This window comes from Acidovorax sp. DW039 (genome assembly GCF_037101375.1).
GTDB lineage: Bacteria > Pseudomonadota > Gammaproteobacteria > Burkholderiales > Burkholderiaceae_C > Acidovorax.
The window spans coordinates 939,161-960,172 of the sequence record NZ_AP029019.1 but is presented as its reverse complement, the minus strand read 5'-3'; the positions used below and the strand labels follow the sequence as shown (position 1 = coordinate 960,172).

Genomic DNA, 21,012 nt, shown 5'->3' with positions numbered 1-21,012 from the left:
CCTGGAGGTGAGGTGGAAGTGACCATGTCCCCATCAGCCTCCTGAAACCTCCCTGATGTCTGCGGCGTGCCTTGCCAGGAAGCCGCAGACAGTGGGTGCAAGAAACGTCCAGAGCACCCAACCCCTTTTACGAGTCTCGCCAAACATCACACGCCATGCGCCACCCATTGCCCTATGCATTTGCCCGTACCTCACAGCTTTTGCTGGAGGATGACGGCCAGCAGCTTGTGCTGTGGCATGGCCCTGCGCCGGACGTCACGGCACTCTCCGAAGTACTGCGCAAGTACAAGGTGCGCCATCTGCTCTCGCTGGATGCCCCCAGCCTGGCGCAACGCATCACGGCGGCGTATGCGCAGGGTGAATCCAGCGCGGCCACGGTGGTCAGTGAAGTCGAGTCGGATGCAGACCTCTCCCGCATGATGCAGGACTTGCCCGCGGTGGAGGACTTGCTGGAGACGGCCGACGATGCGCCCATCATCCGCATGCTCAACGCGCTGCTGACTCAGGCAGCCCGGGACGGTGCGAGCGATATTCACATCGAGCCCTACGAGCGGCACTCCAGCGTGCGCTTTCGGGTGGACGGAACACTGCGTGAAGTGGTGCAACCCAATCGGGCGCTGCATGCAGCGCTGATCTCCCGCCTGAAGATCATGGCGGATCTGGACATCTCGGAAAAACGCCTGCCCCAAGACGGACGCATCAGCCTGCGCCTGGGCACCCGCGCCATCGACGTGCGCGTATCGACCCTGCCCAGCGCCCATGGCGAACGGGCCGTGCTGCGTCTGCTGGACAAGAGCGAGAACAAGATCAGTCTGGAAGCCGTGGGCATGCAGGGCGACACCTTGCACCGTTTTGAAGGCCTGATCAGCCAGCCCCACGGCATCATCCTGGTGACAGGCCCGACAGGCTCCGGCAAGACCACCACCCTGTATGCAGGCCTGGGGCGGCTCGACGCAACCCGCAACAACATCATGACGGTGGAAGACCCCATCGAGTACGAGCTGCCAGGGGTGGGACAGACGCAGGTCAACAGCAAGATCGACCTGACGTTTGCCAAAGCCCTGCGCGCCATACTACGGCAGGACCCGGACATCATCATGATCGGGGAAATCCGGGACTTTGAGACGGCACAGATCGCCATTCAGGCGTCTCTGACCGGGCACTTGGTGCTGGCCACGCTGCACACCAACGACGCGGCCAGTGCGGTTACGCGCTTGATCGACATGGGCGTGGAGCCGTTTCTGCTGTCGTCCTCCTTGCTTGGCGTGCTGGCACAGCGGCTGGTGCGCAAGTACTGCACGGCCTGCCACGGCAAAGGTTGCGATGCCTGCGGCCATACCGGCTATGCCGGGCGCACGGGCGTGTTTGAGCTGCTGGTCACCGATGACGCCATCCGCGCGCAAATTCACGCCCAAGCATCCGAGGCGGAAATCCGCACCACCGCCCTTGCCGCTGGCATGACACTGATGCGTGAGGACGGGGAGCGCCTTATTGCTGCGGGCATCACCAGCAGGGAAGAAGTGCTGCGCGTGACGCGGGATTGAACCAACAGCCCGCGTCAAGGCTTCAGGCACGTTGTGAACAGGTTCTCAGGGCCTGGATTGCCCGTAGACCAGTGACCACAAGCGCCCGTTGCGAAATTGAAGTCGTGCGGGCAGGTATCCCGTGCCGCGCTCGTAAATCCACTCATCCACAGGTTGGCACGGCGCAAGCCAGTAACCGTGAGGTGCCGGGCGCGTTCGGTCTGTCCAAAGAATTTCCTGCGGTGCGCAGAACGAAGCCGTCACCTGCGGAGCGCCACAACGCTGGAGCACCACGGCGATGGATTCACCCACATCGACGCCGCCACCGGCACACCGCAGGGTTTCAGCACCTGCGGCGCATGGTGCCAGCAAGCTGGCGCTCACCACGAGCGATGGCCCGACAAGAGACTTCAACCGCCGAAGAGACCACAGGCGCACAGCGTCTAAAAATGGCATGAGCGCATTGTGCACTGCCTACTAGATGGCGTATGTATGCGAGGCCTGAAAGCAGCGCTCAGCACCGCTTTCAGGCTGCACACGCTCAGGCAAGTCGGGGCACCATGGGTTCACGCTCAGGCCGGTTGAGTGCTGGAGCGCCATTCGTTTCGCGCCCTGCAGGCTCCGCATAGTGGGTGGCATGCAGACGGCCAGGAGGCAGCTTGAATTGCGCCACCGCACGGGTCAGTTGCACTGCCTGCTCTCGCAGCGATTCAGATGCCGCGGTGGACTCTTCCACCAAAGCCGCGTTTTGCTGCGTCATGTTGTCGAGCTGGCTCACAGACTGGCTGATCTGAGCTACGTTGTCGCTCTGCTCGGAAGACGAGGCGGTGATCTCCTCAATGATGCCGGAGACGCGGTGCACGCTGCTCACGATTTCGGTCATGGTCTCACCCGCTTGGCTGACCAGACGGGAGCCGTCTTCCACACGCTCCACGGACGAGGCAATCAAGCCCTTGATTTCTTTGGCGGCCTCAGCGCTACGTTGAGCGAGGCTGCGCACCTCGCTGGCCACCACCGCAAAGCCACGGCCCTGCTCGCCCGCACGGGCCGCTTCTACAGCTGCGTTCAGCGCGAGGATGTTGGTCTGGAAGGCGATCGAATCAATCACCCCGGTAATGTCTGCAATCTTTCGCGAGCTGGCGGTGATCTGATCCATGGTCGTGACTACCTGCGAGACCACAGAGCCGCCGCGCGCCGCCACCTGTGCTGCCGAGGATGCAAAGTTGCTGGCCTGGCGAGAGGACTGGGCACTTTGCTGGATGGTGCCGGTCAGCAGTTCCATGGAAGAAGCTGCCTCTTCCAGATTGGCGGCCGTCTGCTCGGTCCGGTGGCTCAGGTCATGGTTACCGGTAGCAATTTCGGTACTGGCGGTAGAAATGTTTCCTGCAGCTTCTTGCACTTGATGGACCAGCCCACGCAGCGAATCCTGCATGCGTGCCATCGCCCCCACCAATTGCCCCATCTCATCGTTGGAGGTGGCGCGTACATCCCGCGTCAGGTCGCCCCCGGCAATCAGCTCGGCAAGCTGGCTGGCCTGCGAGATCGACTGGGTGATGGAGCGGACACTGAAAAAGGTCAGTGGAATCAACACGGCCAGAGCCAGCAACAAAGCGCCGCCGATCAGCCCCGACATGGTGGCAGTGAGCGAATCCACCCCCTGGCGGGCTTCGTCCATTTTTTTGCGCGCATCGGAGGCTAAGTCAAACAACAGTTTGTCGCTTGCCTCCATATGCTTCTTGTATTTTTCGGCGTAGGCACCGCCCACAGCGCCGTCGATCTGCGCTCGTTCAATCTGCTCAAACACGGGGGAGATGCCAGTCTCGTATTCCTTGACCTCGGACAGTGCCTTGTCAATGGCACCCGTCACGCTGGGGTCGTCTGCCTGCACCTTGCGCACATCGGTCATGCCTTTGGTGAGGGCTTGCAAGGACTTCTTCCACAGGTCTCGCTGAGCACCCACTTCAATGGAATTGTTGAAGTTGATGATGATGTCCTTTTCAGCACGCCGCAGGTCCCCCAGCGTTGTGCGCAGGTCGCTCATGTCAGAGAGGGTCTGCACCCGCTGGGTGAACAGGACTTCGAGCGTACTGCGCGTGCGCTCCAGTGCGAGGTAGCCCATGGCTCCAATCACCACCAGCAGGACCAGGGAAAAGACGGTGCCGAAATAAAGACGTGTGCGGATAGACAGTCGGTTCAGGGCGTTCATGGCGCTTCCTTACATTTTCTAACAAGCCGCACAAAGAATAGCAACTTTGGTGCCATTGCGCTGTAGCGGTTGCCCGGAGATCATGTCTCCGGGCCTGGACGTGGTGTGGGCGCGACTGTATGCGCTCACACCTTGTATCACCCACAGGGTATTTACCCGTTTCCTTGCCATGAACAAGGAAATACGTGGGGCAGTAGCTCTACTTATTCAGCGGTATTCAGTGGCACATACAGCTGCCCGCCGTTGCGCTGGAACTCCACCGCCTTCACCTGCATGCCCTGGGCGAGCGCCTTTTGCTCATCCACCCCCTTCTGGGCAGCAAAGTCACGCACTTCCTGTGTGATCTTCATGGAGCAGAACTTGGGCCCGCACATGGAGCAGAAATGCGCTACCTTGGCCGAGTCCTTGGGCAAGGTCTCATCGTGGTAGTCCTTGGCGGTCTCTGGGTCCAGCCCCAGGTTGAACTGGTCTTGCCAGCGGAAATCGAAGCGCGCCTGGCTGAGCGCATCGTCGCGGGCACGGGCGCCGGGGTGCCCCTTGGCCACATCAGCCGCATGGGCCGCAATCTTGTACGCAATGATCCCTTGCTTCACATCATCACGGTCGGGCAGGCCCAGGTGCTCCTTGGGTGTCACGTAGCACAGCATGGCGGTTCCCATCCAGCCGATCATGGCCGCGCCGATGGCAGACGCAATGTGGTCGTAGCCCGGGGCGATGTCGATGGTCAGCGGGCCCAGGGTGTAGAACGGCGCCTCGTGGCAGGTCTTGAGCTGCTCGGTCATGTTGGCCTGGATCATGTGCATGGGCACATGGCCAGGGCCTTCGATCATGGTCTGCACGTCGTGCTTCCAGGCAATCTGCGTCAGCTCGCCCAGCGTGTGCAGCTCGGCGAACTGGGCTTCGTCATTGGCGTCCGATGCGCAGCCAGGGCGCAGACCATCGCCCAGGCTGAACGACACGTCGTACGCCTTCATGATGTCGCAGATGTCTTCGAAGTGCTCGTAAAGGAAGCTCTCACGGTGATGCGCCATGCACCACTTGGCCATGATGGAGCCCCCGCGCGAGACGATGCCCGTGCGACGCTGGGCCGTGAGGTGGATGTAGGCAAGGCGCACGCCTGCGTGGATGGTGAAGTAGTCCACGCCTTGCTCGGCCTGCTCAATCAGCGTGTCGCGGAAGATTTCCCAGGTCAGGTCTTCGGCAATGCCACCCACCTTTTCCAGCGCCTGGTAGATAGGCACAGTGCCAATCGGCACGGGCGAATTGCGCACGATCCAGTCGCGGGTGGTGTGGATGTTCTTGCCGGTGGACAGGTCCATGACGTTGTCAGCGCCCCAGCGGATGGCCCAGACTAGCTTCTCCACTTCCTCTTCGATGCTGGAGGTGACAGCCGAGTTGCCGATGTTGGCGTTGATCTTCACCAGGAAGTTGCGGCCAATCGCCATCGGCTCCACCTCGGGGTGGTTGATGTTGGCTGGGATGATGGCGCGGCCACGTGCCACCTCGTCGCGCACGAACTCGGGGGTGATGATGCGTGGGATATTCGCGCCCATGGGGTTACCCATCAGGCGCTTCTCACGGCCTGCATCGGCCATGTACTGCTCCATCCACTCGCGCTTGCCGTTCTCGCGGATGGCCACGTATTCCATCTCGGGGGTGATGATGCCCTTTTTGGCATAGTGCATCTGCGTGACATTGGCACCCGCCTTGGCGCGCAGCGGTTTGCGTTGCAGCGCGGCGGCTTCAGCACGCAACTGAGCCAGGCGCGCAGCATCTTCGCTCTTCTGGCCGTCATCCAGTGCAACAGGTGCACGGCCTTCGTACTGCTCCACATCGCCGCGGGCAGCGATCCAGTGGCCACGCACGCTATCCAGACCTTTGCGAACGTCAATGACCGCATCGGGGTCGGTGTAGGGGCCTGATGTGTCGTAGACACTCACCTGTTCTCCGTTGGTCAGGGAGATGTCGCGCACAGGCACCCGCAGTTCGGGATGCAACTGACCTTGAAGATAGGCCTTGCGGGATGCGGGGAAAGGCGCACGGGTCAGCGCCAGCAGTTCAGCAAACTTTTCGTGAGCGAGGGGTTCAGGGGCGTTCATGGGGCAGTCTCCAGGTTCCGGTGGCAAAGGGTGTTGCTCCGGAATGGACCTGCGCCCCGCAGGACACACTCAGCAAGTACCGCTGCATGCGCCCCATGTGGCTGGCTGCAGCACCACAGGTGCGCAGCAGGAGGTCGGCTCTTCTTCCGCCGGTATGAACCGGATCAAGTTCGTCGGGTTCGCGGGAATGCCTGAATTCCTTCAGGCTTCCCCCATCTCAGCGCATCAGCACACCCCGGAGCGTTGCGGAGTATAGGTGACTGCGCACAAACTGCCTAACGCACGTCAAGCAATAAAACCAAGGGAAGCAAGGCGAACCGCCCAAGAGCGGGCGATCACCAGGCGCGCACGGGCTGTGCAAATCCGGCAGGTGCTGCCTTCTCGTCTTCAAAAGTCACCACATCCCAGGCATCGCGCTGGGCCAGCAGCTCGCGCAAGAGCAGGTTGTTCATGGCATGGCCCGACCGGAAAGCGCTGTAGGCGGCCAGCAAGGGTTTGCCGATGAGGTACAGGTCGCCCATGGCATCAAGAATCTTGTGCTTGACGAACTCATCGTCATAGCGCAGCCCATCGCTGTTGAGAACCTTGTAGTCGTCCATGACGATGGCGTTGTCCAGGCCACCACCGAGGGCCAGGCCGTTCGAGCGCATCATTTCCACATCGCGCGTGAAGCCGAAGGTACGGGCACGCGCAATGTCGCGGCTGTAATTGCCTGAGCCCAGATCAAACTCCACGCGCTGCCCCGTGGAGTCCACTGCGGGGTGATCGAAGTCAATTTCAAAGCTCAGCTTGTAGCCGTGGTAGGGCGTGAGCTTGGCCCATTTGGCATTGGGCCCGGTGCCTTCGCGCACTTCCACCGGACGGTTCACCCGGATGAAGCGCTTGGGTGCGCGCTGCAGCTCCACACCGGCGCTTTGCAGCAAAAACACGAAGGAGGCCGAAGATCCGTCCAGGATGGGGACTTCTTCGGCCGTGATGTCTACATAAAGATTGTCGATACCCAGACCCGCACAGGCCGACATCAGATGCTCCACCGTGTGGACCTTGGCGCCACCTGCAGAAATGGTGGAAGCCAATCGCGTGTCGGTGACCGACTCGGCATGGATGGGAATGTCCACCGGCTGCGGCAAATCTACACGCCGGAAAACGATGCCCGTGTCGGGCTGGGCCGGGCGCAGCGTCAGCTCTACTCGCTGGCCACTGTGCAGCCCGACGCCCACGGCGCGGGTCAAGGTCTTGAGGGTGCGTTGCTGCAACATGGCTGCATTTTAGGGGGGCCACACAGATCGCGCTGGCAAGCCATGCCCCGCTCTTGTGCATGAAGGGGGCATTTTCCCTGAGGGCTGCAGGCTCCCAATGCACCACAATAGGGACATGGTTACTTGTTGTTGCAAGTCAAGACGAGGGCAAATTCATGTGCACGCACTCACTTTGTCGGGCAGCACATTGCTAAAGTTTTAGAACTCACTGGAGACACTCAATGACAAAGCTCGGTTTCAAAATGAAGGTGCTCCTCATGCTGGGCACTGCGCTGGCAGCGCTGCTGTTCATGGCCATCACGGCATTGCTGCAGGAACGCACCCAGATCATCGAATCGCGACGCGAACAACTGGCCACTGCGGTTCAATCCGCCCATAGCATCGTCGCAGCCTATCAGGCCAAAGCCGCCAGCGGTGCCATGAGTCAGGAAGACGCTCAGAAAGCCGCCAAGGAGGCGCTGCGAGTCTCCCGCTATGGAGGCCCCGAAGGCAAGACCGAGTATTTCTACATCTGGAGTCTAGATTCCAAGGGTGTGATGCACCCCATCAAGCCCGAATGGGAGGGCCAGGACATGGCCGGGAAGGTCAAGGACGGCTCGGGCACGGACATCCTGAAAACGATTTCAGATGCATTGCGCGCCAGCAAGGACGGCAAGGTGTTCGTGCCCACCATGTTTGCACGACCTGGACAGCAGGAACTGGTTCCCAAGCTGCAGTACGTGATTCGCGTGGATGGATGGAACTGGATGGTGGGCTCCGGCTTGTACACCGACGACATCGACCAGCAAGTACGCAAGACGCTGCTCTCGGAACTGGTGATCGTGCTGGTGGTGATGGGCATCGTGGGCGGCGTCGGCTTTACCGTGGCACGCTCGGTGCTGCGCCAGATCGGCGGCGAGCCGAGCGAGGCCATTGCGATCATGTCGCAGGTGGCCCAGGGCAACCTGGACACCGAAATTCCCAACGCCTACCCTGGCTCCATGCTGGACGGCCTGTCGCACATGGTCACTTCGCTGCGCCGTCTGGTGACCGATGTGCGCTCTGCCACCGACAGCATTGCCACCGCCTCCTCTGAAATTGCCCAAGGCAACAACGATCTGGCTCGCCGCACCGAAGACACCGCCAGCAACCTGCAAACCACGGCCAGCAGCATGGAAGAGCTGACCAGCACCGTGAAGCAGACGTCCGACTCGGCCCAGACAGCCAACCAGATGGCAACGTCTGCTGCGGAGGTTGCGGCCCGCGGTGGCCAGGTGGTGGCACAGGTCGTCTCCACCATGCAGGACATCAATGCCAGCAGCAGCAAGATTGCCGACATCATTGGTGTGATTGACGGGATTGCCTTCCAGACCAATATCCTGGCCCTGAACGCAGCGGTGGAAGCTGCCCGCGCGGGTGAACAAGGCCGTGGCTTTGCCGTGGTGGCGGGCGAAGTGCGCAGCCTGGCCCAGCGCAGTGCCGATGCTGCCAAGGAGATCAAGTCCCTGATCAACGCATCGGTCGAGAAAGTGGAGTCCGGTACCACCCTGGTGGGTAACGCAGGTGCCACCATGAACGAGATCGTTGCCAGCGTGCAGCGCGTCACCGACATCATTGGCGAAATTCGCGCAGCCACTTCAGAGCAAAGCCTGGGTATCGAACAGGTCAACACCGCGGTGAACCAGCTCGATCAGATGACACAGCAGAACTCGGCCCTGGTGGAAGAGTCCTCTGCAGCGGCAGACAGCCTGCGCGAGCAGGCCCTCAAGCTCACCGAGGTGGTTGCACTGTTCCGCGTGAATGGCAGCACCGCCAGCGCACCACGGCCCGCTCCCGCCCCTGTGGCGCCCCGCGCAGCAGCCACCAGACCGTCCGTGCCGCTTGCGAAGAGCAAGGCACCGGCTGTCACCACCACCCGTGCGCCATCGCCCAAGCCCGCAGCAGCGCTCCCGCCGAAGGCAAGCCCAGCGCCCAAGGCTGCGTCAGAGGATCACGGGGACTGGGAGAGCTTCTGAGGCGCTGTCCGCGTCACGACCCATCAATCCCACGAGCAAAAAGCCCCACCAGCAATGGCGGGGCTTTTTTATAGGCGTATTAGCTATTAATTAGATAGCAGCTTACGATTGATGGGCGAGCGGAAGCGGCCTTTTTAGCCCTGACAGATGAACACCAAGCTACCAAGGCAAACCTTTTGACTTAGTAGCCTGAGCAAGGGCGAGAATGCCTCTCGCCCCCTCCCATCAGTCGGCCTGCTTGCGCAGGAACGCTGGAATCTCCAGATCATCCATGCCGCCGGACGACAGTGCGTCCACACGGGCCGCAGCCTGCGTGCGGTTCGTACGCCACACGCTGGGCACCGACATGCTGCCGTAGTCAGCCTGCGCGCCCCCTGCTGGAACACCAGCCAGGCCAACAGCGCTGCCCACCGCGCCCATGGCACCGGCCACTGGCATCTGGTAAGCGATGTTGTCAGTGCCTGTGCGCAGACCGCCCTGCACCACCGAGATGGGTTGGCGACGTGCGTTGGCGCGGGACAGGCCCGTTGCCACCACAGTCACGCGAATCTCGTCACCCAGGCTGTCATCGTAGGCAGCGCCGTAGATGACGTGCGCATCGGGCGATGCGTAGGCGTTGATGGTGCTCATGGCCAGACGCGACTCGGACAGCTTGAGGCTGCCCTTGGCTGCTGTGACGAGCACCAGCACGCCCTTGGCGCCCGACAGGTCGATGCCCTCCAGCAGCGGGCAGGCCACGGCCTGCTCGGCGGCAATACGGGCGCGGTCAGGACCGCTGGCGGTGGCAGTGCCCATCATGGCCTTGCCGGGCTCACCCATCACGGTGCGCACGTCTTCAAAGTCGACGTTCACATGGCCGTACTCGTTGATGATTTCGGCAATGCCGCCCACGGCGTTCTTGAGCACGTCGTTGGCATGGGCAAACGCCTCGTCCTGGGTGATGTCGTCGCCCAGCACTTCCAGCAGCTTCTCGTTCAGCACCACGATCAGCGAGTCAACATTGGCCTCCAGCTCGGCCAGGCCGTTGTCGGCGTTCTGCATGCGGCGGCCTCCTTCCCATTCGAAAGGCTTGGTCACCACACCCACGGTGAGAATGCCCATTTCCTTGGCAACACGGGCGATCACAGGGGCAGCACCAGTGCCGGTACCGCCACCCATGCCCGCAGTGATGAAGAGCATGTGCGCGCCATCAATCGCTGCGCGGATGTCTTCCACTGCTGCCTCTGCGGCATCACGGCCCTTGTCAGGCTTGCTGCCAGCGCCCAGGCCGCTGCCACCCAGCTGGATGATGCGGTGCGCAGAACTGCGGGTCAGCGCCTGTGCATCGGTATTGGCGCAGACGAACTCCACGCCTTGCACGCTGCGGGAGATCATGTGCTCGACAGCATTGCTGCCACCACCACCCACGCCGATCACCTTGATCTGGGTGCCCTGGTTGAATTCTTCGGCTTCGATCATTTCGATGGTCATCTGGGAGCTCCTGTTTCTATACGGGTATGTTTTTGCCAATGTGTGGATACGGGAAGGTTCGGTCGCAGGGCGCACGGCGGGCCGGTGCATCGCCATCGCTCTCGGTGGCGCAGATGTGGGCTCTCACGGGCCTGGCAAGTGGGGTAGATCAGCATCAGAAATTCCCCACGATGAAATCTTTGAATCGCCCGAAAGCCGTCTTCACGGAACCACTCTTCTGTGCCACCTTGAAGCCCCGCAGGCGGGCCAGGCGGGCCTCTTCAAGCAAGCCCATGACGGTGGCTGCACGGGGCTGGGCCACCATGTCAGCCAGGGCACTGGAATACTTCGGTACGCCACGGCGCACGGGCTTGAGAAAGATATCTTCCCCGAGTTCGATCATGCCGGGCATCACGGAACTGCCGCCTGTGAGAACAATTCCCGAAGACAGCACTTCTTCGTAGCCTGACTCGCGCACCACCTGCTGCACGAGCGAGAAGATTTCCTCCACCCGCGGCTCAATCACGCCTGCCAAGGCCTGCTTGCTGAGCATGCGCGGGCTGCGGTCCCCCAGGCCGGGCACTTCCACCTGGGCTTCGGGGTCGGCCAACAACTGCTTGGCGTAGCCGCTTTCGACCTTGATGTCTTCGGCGTCCTTGGTGGGCGTGCGCAAGGCCATGGCGATGTCGCTGGTGATGAGGTCGCCCGCAATCGGAATCACCGCCGTATGGCGAATGGCACCACCGGTGAAGATCGCCACATCGGTCGTGCCAGCGCCAATGTCCACCACCACCACGCCCAGCTCACGCTCGTCGTCGGTCAGCACAGCCTGGCTGCTGGCCAGGGGGTTGAGCAAAAGCTGCTCCACCTCCAGGCCGCAACGGCGCACGCACTTGATGATGTTCTCTGCTGCACTTTGTGCGCCAGTGACGATGTGAATCTTGGCTTCCAGCCGGATGCCACTCATGCCGATGGGCTCTTTCACATCCTGCCCGTCGATCACGAATTCCTGCGGCTCGACCAGCAGCAACCGCTGGTCGCTGGAGATATTGATGGCCTTGGCCGTTTCCACCACGCGAGCCACGTCGGCCGAGGTGACTTCCTTGTCTTTCACGGCCACCATGCCGCTGGAGTTGAGGCCGCGGATATGGCTGCCGGTAATGCCGGTGTAGACGCGCTGGATCTTGCAGTCGGCCATCAGCTCGGCTTCTTTGAGCGCCTGCTGGATGCTCTGCACCGTCGCGTCGATGTTGACCACCACTCCGCGCTTGAGGCCGTTGCTCGGGGCTACACCCAGCCCGGCCAGTTTGAGCTCGCCACTGGGCAGGACTTCGGCGACCACGGCCATGACCTTGGCCGTGCCAATGTCCAGGCCCACCACCACGTCTTTGTATTCTCTTGCCATATCAGTTTCTGCCCTTCATGGTTCTTGTGTGCTGTGTGCCGTGCATGCCCACCCGCCTCATCTGCGCACTGCCGGCGCACCCTCGCCCGACGTGGTGGTTACGCCGCGCAGCTTGAGTGCATAGCCCCCCACATGCCGCAGGTCTGCGGACTCCAGCGATTCCACACGCCGCTGGTATTGCCCCGCCACCTGCGCCAGCGTGCGCGCAAAGCGCTTGGTACGTTGCACCAGCTCTTCATCGCTGCCACCGCCCAACTGCACCACCGCGTTGTTTTCCAGGCGGGCACGCCAGCCGCCACGGCTGCTGAGCTCCAGCTCTTCCAGCTCCAGGCCCAGTGTCTTGAATACGGGGGCCAACAAGCCATAGGTCTTGAGCACTTCCGGCGAGCTGCCCTCAGGTCCTTGCAAGCGCGGCAGGTCTTCCTGCTCCACATCGCCCACGTTCGCCTCAAACACTTCGCCCTGGCTGTTGACCAAGGCAGACCCTGTGTCTGGCCCCCAGTAGGCAACGGCATCGTGCTCTTCCAGCTGCACATGCAGGATGCCGGGGTACTCGCGGCGCACCTGGGCTTTGCGCACCCAGGGCACCTGCTCAAACGCCTCGCGCGCAGCACGCAGATCCACGGTAAAAAAGTTGCCCGTCAGGCGCGGGCCCACGTTCGCCCGCAATGTGACGGTGTTGTTGTGCACCAGATCGCCATGCACCACGATGCGGGCGATGGCAAAGCCCGGATACCGCATCACCCACCACGCCCCCGCTGCCAGCATGAGCAGGGCGCAGCCAACGAACAGGACCGTGGCGGTCACGTTCATCAGCTTGACGTCCAGCGGTGCTGGCATGGAGGTGGACATGGTCAGGCAGCTCCCTGGCGAGTGGGTGCAGCGGGTGTATCAAGGGTCGCCATCGCCAGAATGCGCAGGCACAGGTCCTCGTAGCTGATGCCTGAAGCACGGGCCGACATGGGCACCAGCGAGTGGCCCGTCATGCCGGGCGAGGTGTTCATCTCCAGCAGGAAAGGCTTGCGGTCACTGGCGCGGATCATCAAGTCCGCACGGCCCCAGCCGCGGCAGCCCAGCGTGCGGTAGGCCTCCAGCACGATGCGCTGGATTTCTCGCTCTTCCGCTTCGGGCAGGCCACTTGGGCACTGGTACTTCACATCGTCGGTGAAGTATTTGTTCTGGTAGTCGTAAGCCCCTTCGGGAGCCATGATGCGGATGACAGGCAGAGCGCGGGCATTCGCGCCTTCACCCAGCACCGGGCAGGTCACTTCCTCGCCGTCGATGAATTCCTCGCACAGCACATCAGGGTCGTAGCGGGCAGAAAGGGCAACGGCGTCCTGCATCTCCGAGTACCCGCGTACCTTGGTCACCCCAATCGACGAGCCCTCGCGTGGGGGCTTCACTATCAGCGGCAGGCCCAGTTCATCGGGCACGGTACGAACCACTTCACGCTGCTGGCGGTCAGGTGCAAGCCAGACATACCGCGGTGTGGGCAGACCTTCCGCCGTCCACACCCGCTTGGTCATCACCTTGTCCATGGCGATCGCCGAGGCCATGACCCCTGGACCGGTGTAAGGAATGCCCAGCAGTTCCAGCGCACCTTGCACGGTACCGTCTTCGCCATGGCGGCCATGCAGCGCAATGAAGCAGCGGGCATAGCCACCGCGCCGGAGTTCGCCCAGGTCCTTTTCAGCGGGGTCGAAGGCATGCGCATCCACACCGCGCGAGCGCAGTGCCTGCAGCACGCCGGAACCCGACATGAGGGAGACTTCACGCTCCGCCGAGGTGCCGCCCATCAGCACGGCCACCTTGCCCAGGGTTTTCACATCGATTTCGGTATTCAACGGGGTCATTGCGCTTTCCCTGCGAGCGGAGTTAGCTCACTATTTTGTAGCAAATCGACCACCTTTCCGGGCACCAACCCTATGGAACCAGCGCCCATGCACATGACAACGTCCCCATCACGTGCGTTGTCGGCGATGGCCTGTGGCAAATCCGCCACGTTGTCGATAAAGACAGGCTCCACGCGGCCTGCCACGCGCAACGCACGGGCCAGCGAGCGACCGTCTGCGGCCACCACAGGGGCCTCACCGGCGGCATACACCTCGGTCAGCAACACGGCGTCCGCACTACCGATGACTTTGACGAAATCTTCAAAACAGTCGCGCGTGCGGCTGTAGCGATGAGGCTGGAAAGCCAGCACCAGACGACGACCGGGGAACGCGCCGCGCGCCGCAGCCAGCGTGGCGGCCATCTCCACCGGGTGATGGCCGTAGTCGTCAATGACCGTGAACAGCCCGCCATCCTTGGCGGGCAGATGGCCGTAGCTCTGAAAGCGCCGACCCACGCCCTTGAAGCCCGCCAGCGCGCGCTGCACGGCGTCATCAGGAATGTTCAGCTCCACGGCAATCGCGATGGCGGACAGCGCATTGAGCACGTTGTGCTCGCCCGCCAGATTGAGCACGATGTCCAGGTCGGGCAGGGTCACGCCGTTGCGCCGCTGCACCGTGAAGTGCATTTGCCCCGCCTGGGCACGCACATTGACGGCGCGCACCTGGGCGTCTTCCGAAAAGCCGTAGCTGGTGACCGGGCAGGTCACGCTGGGCAGGATGTCGCGCACGGCCGGGTTGTCCACGCACAGCACCGCGGTGCCATAAAACGGCATGCGGTGCAGAAAGTCCACAAACGCTCCCTTGAGGCGACCGAAGTCGTGCCCATAGGTTTCCATGTGGTCCGCATCGATGTTGGTCACCACGGCCATCACGGGCAGCAGGTTGAGGAAGGATGCATCCGACTCGTCAGCCTCCACCACGATGTAGTCGCCACTGCCCAGCTTGGCGTTGGCACCAGCGCTGTTGAGCTTGCCGCCAATCACAAAGGTGGGGTCCAGCCCCGCCTCGGCCAGCACGCTGGTGACGAGGCTGGTGGTGGTGGTCTTGCCATGCGTGCCAGCAATGGCAATACCCTGCTTCAGGCGCATCAGTTCGGCCAGCATGAGCGCGCGGGGCACCACGGGAATCTTCTTCTCGCGGGCTGCAAGCACCTCCGGGTTGTCAGGCGTCACAGCGGTGGAAGTCACCACAGCATCGGCCCCGTCGATATGCGCGGCGGCATGGCCCAGGCAGGTCTTGATGCCCAAACCCTCCAGACGGCGCAGCGTAGGGCTGTCTGCCAGGTCGGAGCCGGAAATGCGGTAGCCCAGGTTGAACAGCACCTCGGCAATGCCGCTCATGCCCGCACCACCCAGGCCGACAAAGTGAATATGACGAATGGCGTGCTTCATTGCGTTAACTCCTCGCACGCGGCCACCACTTCGCGGGTGGCGTTGATTTTCTGCATGTTTTTGGCCTTCTCGGCAATACCAACGAGCGCAGGGCGCTCTGAATTCAATAGCATCTTGGCCAGTCCCTCGGGCGTCAGATCGCTCTGCTGCACCAGCCAGCCACCGCCTGCGCTCACCAGAAACTGGGCGTTGGTGGTCTGGTGGTCATCCACCGCAGAGGGGAAGGGCACAAAAATGGCTGCAGCCCCCACGGCTGCAATCTCTGTCACCGTGCTGGCACCGGCCCGGCACACGATGATGTCGGCGCGGGCAAAGGCACTGGCCGTGTCTTCAATGAAGGGCGTCAGTTCCGCCTGCACGCCCGCCGCTTCGTAGTTGGCGCGCAAGGCGTCAATCTGTGTGGCGCCGCTTTGGTGGGTGACTTGCGGACGCTGCTCCGGCGGGATGAAGGCCAGGGCCTGGGGCACGATCTCGTTGAGCGCACGGGCCCCGAGACTGCCGCCTACCACCAGCAGACGCAGCGGACCGGACCGCCCCGCAAAACGCTCCGCCGGAGGCAGCTGGCGGGTGAAGGCCGCGCGCAGCGGATTGCCCACCCACTGTGCCTTGGGGAACACGTTCGGGAAGGCTGTGAACACGCGGTCTGCCACACCGGCCAGAACCTTGTTGGCCATGCCAGCCACGGAGTTCTGCTCATGCAGCACCAGAGGCTTGCCGCACAGCACAGCCATCATGCCGCCCGGAAAGGTGATGTACCCCCCCAGCCCCACCACCACATCGGGCTTGACCCGGCGCACCACCTGCAGCGCCTGCCAAAACGCGCGCAGCAGGCGCACAGGCAGCAGGGCCAGCGTAACCAGGCCCTTGCCCCGCACACCGGAAAAGTCGATCAGCTCCAGCGCAAAGCCGTGCTGAGGAACGATGCGCGACTCCATGCTGCCGGGAGCGCCCAGCCAATGGACGCGCCAACCGCGGGCGCGCAACTCTTCAGCCACCGCCAGCCCCGGGAAGATATGACCACCGGTGCCACCGGCCATGATGAGTGCGGTTTTCTGGGTCATACGCGACCTCCGCGCATCAGGCACTGCGCATAAGGCACTGCATGCCTGGCATTGCTGGCGCAATGCAAAGCTTTGTTTTGATGAAACAAACTTCTCATACGCGGCCTCCGCGCATGGGGCACTGCGTGCCTGGCATTGCTGGCGCAATGCAAAACTTTGTTTTGGTGACACAAACTTCTCATACACGGCCTCCGCGCATGAGAAGTTTGTTTTCATAGTCCACGCGCATGACGATGGCCAGCGCCACCAGGTTCAGCAAGATGGCAGAGCCGCCAAAGCTCATCAGCGGCAAGGTCAGACCTTTGGTGGGCAAGGCACCCAGGTTCACGCCCATGTTGATGAAGGCCTGAAAACCGATCCAGATGGCCACCCCCTGGGCCACCAGCCCGGAGAAGACGCGATCCAGCGCAATGGCCTGGCGGCCGATGTGCATCAGGCGGCGGGTCAGCCACAGGAAAAGAATGATGAGCGTGATCACGCCCACCAGGCCGAACTCCTCCCCGATCACGGCCAGCAGGAAGTCGGTGTGCGCCTCGGGAAGCCAGTGCAGCTTTTCCACACTGCCGCCCAGGCCTACGCCAAAAATCTCGCCCCGCCCAATCGCAATCAACGAGTGCGAGAGCTGATAGCCCTTGCCCAAGGCGTGCTGCTCACTGAATGGGTCCAGGTAGGCGAACACGCGCTCGCGCCGCCAGGGTGAGCTGGCAATCATCAGCGCGAAGGCACCGACCAGCACGCCGGCAATCAGGAAGAACATACGGGCATTGACGCCACCCAGGAAGAGGATGCCCATGGCAATCACGGCCACCACCATGAAGGCACCCATGTCCGGCTCGGCCAGCAGCAAAACCCCCACCACGCCCACAGCGGCCCCCATGGGCAGCACGGCGCGGAAGAAGCGCTCCTTCACTTCCATCTTGCGCACCATGTAGTCGGCCGCGTAGATCAGGACGGCCAGCTTGGCCACCTCGGAGGGCTGAAAACCGATAGGGCCAATGGCCAGCCAGCGCCGCGCGCCGTTGACCACTTTGCCCACGCCGGGGATGAGCACGGCAATCAACAGCAACAGAGAGCCGATGAACAGCCAGGGGGCCATGCGCTCCCAGACTTTCATGGGCACCTGAAAGGACAGTAATGCCGCGACAAACCCGAAGACGAGGTACATCATGTGCCGCGTCAAAAAATGCGTTGGCGCGTAGTTGGCGAAACGGGGGTTGTCGGGCAATGCAATGGATGCGGAATACACCATCACCAAGCCCCACGCCAGCAAGGCCACCACCACCCACATCAGGGCCTGGTCAAAACCCAGTACGCTGGCGGGCGTGGTGGAAGACTGGCGGTACTCGGTCCCCCCTACACGCACGGGCAGCACATCCGCGGCCTTGCTGGACAAGCCGCCAAACCAGCCCGTCACGCGCGACAGGAAGCCCTCGCGTTCGCTGGATGTGCTGGCGCTGCCCGACATCACTCGCCCCCCAGGGATTGCCCGGCGTCTTGCGCCATGGCGTGTACGGTGTCACAGAAAACCTGTGCCCGGTGTGCATAGTCCTTGAACATGTCAAAGCTGGCGCAGGCGGGCGACATCAGAACGGCATCGCCTGCATGGGCCCGTTGCGTTGCAAGCTGCACGGCTTCAGGCAGATCGCTGGCATCCAGCAGCGGAACCCCGGCATCTGCCAGCGCTTGTCGAATCTGCGGAGCATCCCGCCCGATCAGCACCACGGCGCGGGCGTAACGAGCGACCGGAGTGGCCAGCGGTGAAAAATCCTGCCCCTTGCCTTCCCCCCCCAGGATCAGCACGATGCGGCGGTCCGCACCCAGCCCCGTCAGTGCCGCCACCGTGGCCCCGACGTTGGTGCCCTTGCTGTCGTCGAAGTACTCGACATCGTTCACGATAGCCACGGGCTCCACACGGTGCGGCTCACCGCGGTACTCACGCAGCCCGTACAGCATGGGTGCCAGCGGGCAGCCCGCTGCACAGGCCAGGGCCAGCGCAGCCAATGCATTGGTAGCGTTGTGGCGACCGCGAATGCGCAGCGCGTCCGCAGGCATCAGGCGCTGGATGTGCAGCTCTTCGCCAGCATCTGAACGACTACGCTTGCGCGTTTCGTCAGCCTCCAGTGCTCGCACCAGCCAGGGCATGCCATTGACGATCTCGATGCCAAAGTCGCCCGGGCGACGCGGCATGTCCCCCCCGAAGGTGACGTGTTCGCGCTGCTGCGGTTTCTGTAGTTTGACCCGCACAGGCGGGGGCAGCATCTGCATGACTTCGGCGTCTTCCCGGTTCAACACCATCAGACCGGTCTGCCCGAAGATGCGGGCCTTGGCCGCAGCATAGGCATTGATGTCGCCATGCCAGTCCAGATGGTCCTGGGTGATGTTCAGCACCGTCGCCGCCGTCGGCTCAAAGCCGGTCACACCATCGAGCTGGAAGCTCGACAGCTCCAGCACCCACGCCTCGGGCAAGGTGCCTGCATCGATGTGGGTCGCCAGGGTGTCCAGCAACGTGGGGCCAATGTTGCCCGCCACGGCCACCGTCTTGCCCGAGCGCTCCACCAGTTGCCCGGTGAGCGAGGTGACCGTGGTCTTGCCATTGGTGCCTGTGATGGCCAGAACGCAAGGTGCATAGCCGTGCTCGGCCCGCAGATAACCCAGCGCTGCAGCGTACAAAGTCAACTCGCTGCCGGTCACCAGGCCAATCGCCTGGGCAGCCTTGAACACGGGGGCAATGGTGTCAGGGCTCAACCCTGGGGAGCGGTACACCGCGTGCAAGCCCTGGCCGTCCACCAGCGATGCGTCAAACGCACCCGCCACAAACCGCACATCGGGCAATTCCTGCTGCAACTGGGCCAACTGGGGAGGGGCCTGGCGCGTGTCCGCCACCGTCACCTGGGCACCACAGCGAACGCACCAGCGTGCCATGGCGAGGCCCGATGAGCCCAGCCCCAGCACCAGCACCTTTTTGTCCTGCAGCAGCGCAATCCCTTCACCGGGGCGCACCTGGGGCAGAACGGGTTGCTCGGCATCTGCGGCCACTTCGCTCACGACCGGCGCGCTGGCTGCGGCTTCTGCCGCCTCGCTGGCACGCACTTCCGCGAAGATCTGCGCCACAAAATCTGCAGCAGCCTTGGCCGCGGACACCTTGGGGGCCACGTAATCGTCCAGCACGGCCAGCCCCCCGGAAGAAGGCTGCTCCGCGACAGCGCCGACAGCACCTTCTGCGGGTGCATCCGTTGGTACGTCTTCGGCAACCTGGGGATCTACCGCGTCAAGCGGCGGCTGCGCAGGTGCGGGTTCCGCATCGGCTTGATCGTCTGCATCGACGGCCACTTCAACGGAGGCTTCCACCACAGCAGGAATCACAGCGCCTTCGGAATCCGCAGACACATCGGCCTCTGCAGCAGGGAACGCAGGCATCACAGGTGCATCCACAGCCTGTTCCACTGCCGCTGGTGACTCGCTACCGAAAGCCATCCTCTCGGGCACAGGTTGGCCCGGCACTGCGGTACCGTCAGGCAAGAGGGTATCGTCGTGCTGGTTCATCGCAGCTTCAGGGTAGACAGGCCGATCAGGCACAACAGCATGGTGATGATCCAGAAGCGGATCACCACCTGGGTCTCCTTCCAGCCACTCTTTTCGAAATGGTGGTGCAGAGGAGCCATCTTCAGCAGACGGCGGCCTTCGCCGTAGCGCTTCTTGGTGTACTTGAACCAGGTCACCTGCAGCATGACCGACAGGGCCTCCACCACAAAGATGCCCCCCATGATGGCCAGTACGATTTCCTGGCGCACGATGACGGCGATGGTGCCCAGTGCGCCCCCCAGTGCCAGCGCACCCACATCCCCCATGAACACTTGCGCGGGGTGGGCGTTGAACCACAGGAACGCGAGGCCCGCGCCCGCCATGGCCGCGCAGAAGATCAGCAACTCGCCAGAGCCTGGAATGTGGGGGAAAAACAAGTACTTGGAATAAACCGAGCTACCAGTGACGTACGCAAACACGCCCAGCGCAGAACCCACCATCACCACCGGCATGGTGGCCAGACCGTCCAGACCATCCGTCAAGTTCACCGCATTGCTGGAGCCGACGATGACCAGGTACGTGAGGATCACGAACCCGAACACCCCCAGCGGATAGCTCACTTCTTTGAAGAAGGGCAATTGCAAACCCGCCTTGGGCGGCAGATCCAGCGCAAAGCCCGACTGCACCCAGCTCACAAACAGCTCCAGCACTTTGGCGTTGGAGCTTTCGGAGATGCTGAACACCAGGTACACGGCAGCCACCAGACCGATGACCGACTGCCAGAAATACTTCTCGCGCGAGCGCATGCCTTCAGGGTCTTTGTTCACCACCTTGCGCCAGTCGTCCACCCAGCCAATGGCACCAAAGCCCAGGGTCACGATCAGCACAATCCACACAAAGCGGTTGGAGAGGTCAAACCACAATAGGGTGGAGATGGCAATTGACAGCAGGATGAGCACGCCCCCCATGGTGGGCGTGCCGCTTTTGGACAAGTGCGACTGCATGCCGTAGCCCCGGATAGGCTGGCCAATCTTGAGGGATGTCAGCACCCGGATGACCTTGGGCCCCGCGATCAGGCCAATCATGAGCGCGGTCAACGCTGCCATGACGGCGCGGAAGGTGAGGTACTGAAAGACGCGGAAGAAGCCGAACTCGGGCGACAACCCCTGCAGCCATTGCGACAGCATCAAAAGCATGTGACTCCTCCCTTT

At 62.5% G+C, this 21,012-nt stretch carries 15 protein-coding genes and 1 riboswitch; of the genes, 2 read left to right on the top strand and 13 right to left on the bottom strand.

The window, feature by feature from the left end:
- The first annotated feature begins 155 nt into the window (after window positions 1–155).
- The gene (locus AACH87_RS04330; protein WP_338797511.1) at window positions 156–1,544 is read left to right on the top strand and encodes an ATPase, T2SS/T4P/T4SS family; all 1,389 of its coding nucleotides are present in this window, start codon (window positions 156–158) and stop codon (window positions 1,542–1,544) included.
- A 45-nt stretch (window positions 1,545–1,589) separates the two neighbouring features.
- On the opposite strand, the gene AACH87_RS04325 is transcribed toward AACH87_RS04330, so the two are convergent.
- The 4 genes from AACH87_RS04325 to lpxC all read right to left on the bottom strand — a co-directional run bounded on the left by AACH87_RS04325 (window position 1,590) and on the right by lpxC (window position 7,087).
- Window positions 1,590–1,979, bottom strand: a complete 390-nt coding sequence (locus AACH87_RS04325; protein ID WP_338797510.1) for a DUF2845 domain-containing protein — start codon at window positions 1,977–1,979, stop codon at window positions 1,590–1,592.
- Between the two features lie 85 nt (window positions 1,980–2,064).
- Entirely contained in the window at window positions 2,065–3,729 is a 1,665-nt protein-coding gene (locus tag AACH87_RS04320) for a methyl-accepting chemotaxis protein (RefSeq protein ID WP_338797509.1), read from the bottom strand.
- A 203-nt stretch (window positions 3,730–3,932) separates the two neighbouring features.
- The gene (gene thiC / locus AACH87_RS04315) at window positions 3,933–5,828 is read right to left on the bottom strand and encodes a phosphomethylpyrimidine synthase ThiC (protein ID WP_338797508.1); all 1,896 of its coding nucleotides are present in this window, start codon (window positions 5,826–5,828) and stop codon (window positions 3,933–3,935) included.
- Between the two features lie 124 nt (window positions 5,829–5,952).
- Window positions 5,953–6,076: riboswitch (TPP riboswitch) on the bottom strand.
- Between the two features lie 87 nt (window positions 6,077–6,163).
- On the bottom strand, window positions 6,164–7,087 hold the full coding sequence (gene lpxC / locus AACH87_RS04310; protein ID WP_338797507.1) for a UDP-3-O-acyl-N-acetylglucosamine deacetylase: 924 nt from the start codon (window positions 7,085–7,087) through the stop codon (window positions 6,164–6,166).
- A 221-nt stretch (window positions 7,088–7,308) separates the two neighbouring features.
- Here lpxC and AACH87_RS04305 point away from each other — a divergent pair, with 221 nt between their 5' ends.
- Entirely contained in the window at window positions 7,309–9,081 is a 1,773-nt protein-coding gene (locus tag AACH87_RS04305) for a methyl-accepting chemotaxis protein (protein WP_338797506.1), read from the top strand.
- A 225-nt stretch (window positions 9,082–9,306) separates the two neighbouring features.
- Here AACH87_RS04305 and ftsZ read toward each other — a convergent pair whose 3' ends face one another.
- From ftsZ to mraY, 9 genes are all read right to left on the bottom strand, one after another.
- Entirely contained in the window at window positions 9,307–10,551 is a 1,245-nt protein-coding gene (gene ftsZ / locus AACH87_RS04300; RefSeq protein ID WP_338797505.1) for a cell division protein FtsZ, read from the bottom strand.
- Between the two features lie 154 nt (window positions 10,552–10,705).
- Entirely contained in the window at window positions 10,706–11,935 is a 1,230-nt protein-coding gene (ftsA, locus tag AACH87_RS04295) for a cell division protein FtsA (RefSeq protein ID WP_338797503.1), read from the bottom strand.
- Window positions 11,936–11,992: 57 nt separating this feature from the next.
- The gene (locus AACH87_RS04290) at window positions 11,993–12,787 is read right to left on the bottom strand and encodes a cell division protein FtsQ/DivIB (protein ID WP_338797502.1); all 795 of its coding nucleotides are present in this window, start codon (window positions 12,785–12,787) and stop codon (window positions 11,993–11,995) included.
- A 2-nt stretch (window positions 12,788–12,789) separates the two neighbouring features.
- Window positions 12,790–13,788: a D-alanine--D-alanine ligase gene (locus tag AACH87_RS04285; protein WP_338797500.1), complete on the bottom strand. Its 999-nt coding sequence runs from the start codon at window positions 13,786–13,788 to the stop codon at window positions 12,790–12,792.
- Window positions 13,785–15,218, bottom strand: a complete 1,434-nt coding sequence (murC, locus tag AACH87_RS04280) for a UDP-N-acetylmuramate--L-alanine ligase (protein WP_338797499.1) — start codon at window positions 15,216–15,218, stop codon at window positions 13,785–13,787. Before murC ends, AACH87_RS04285 begins: the two co-directional genes overlap by 4 nt.
- Entirely contained in the window at window positions 15,215–16,279 is a 1,065-nt protein-coding gene (gene murG, locus AACH87_RS04275) for an undecaprenyldiphospho-muramoylpentapeptide beta-N-acetylglucosaminyltransferase (protein ID WP_338797498.1), read from the bottom strand. Before murG ends, murC begins: the two co-directional genes overlap by 4 nt.
- 178 nt (window positions 16,280–16,457) lie before the next feature.
- Complete coding sequence (gene ftsW, locus AACH87_RS04270) at window positions 16,458–17,744, bottom strand: putative lipid II flippase FtsW (protein ID WP_338797497.1); 1,287 nt, start codon at window positions 17,742–17,744, stop codon at window positions 16,458–16,460.
- On the bottom strand, window positions 17,744–19,261 hold the full coding sequence (gene murD, locus AACH87_RS04265; RefSeq protein ID WP_338798847.1) for a UDP-N-acetylmuramoyl-L-alanine--D-glutamate ligase: 1,518 nt from the start codon (window positions 19,259–19,261) through the stop codon (window positions 17,744–17,746). Before murD ends, ftsW begins: the two co-directional genes overlap by 1 nt.
- Window positions 19,262–19,818: 557 nt before the next feature.
- On the bottom strand, window positions 19,819–20,997 hold the full coding sequence (mraY, locus tag AACH87_RS04260) for a phospho-N-acetylmuramoyl-pentapeptide-transferase (protein WP_338797496.1): 1,179 nt from the start codon (window positions 20,995–20,997) through the stop codon (window positions 19,819–19,821).
- Between the last annotated feature and the right edge of the window lie 15 nt (window positions 20,998–21,012).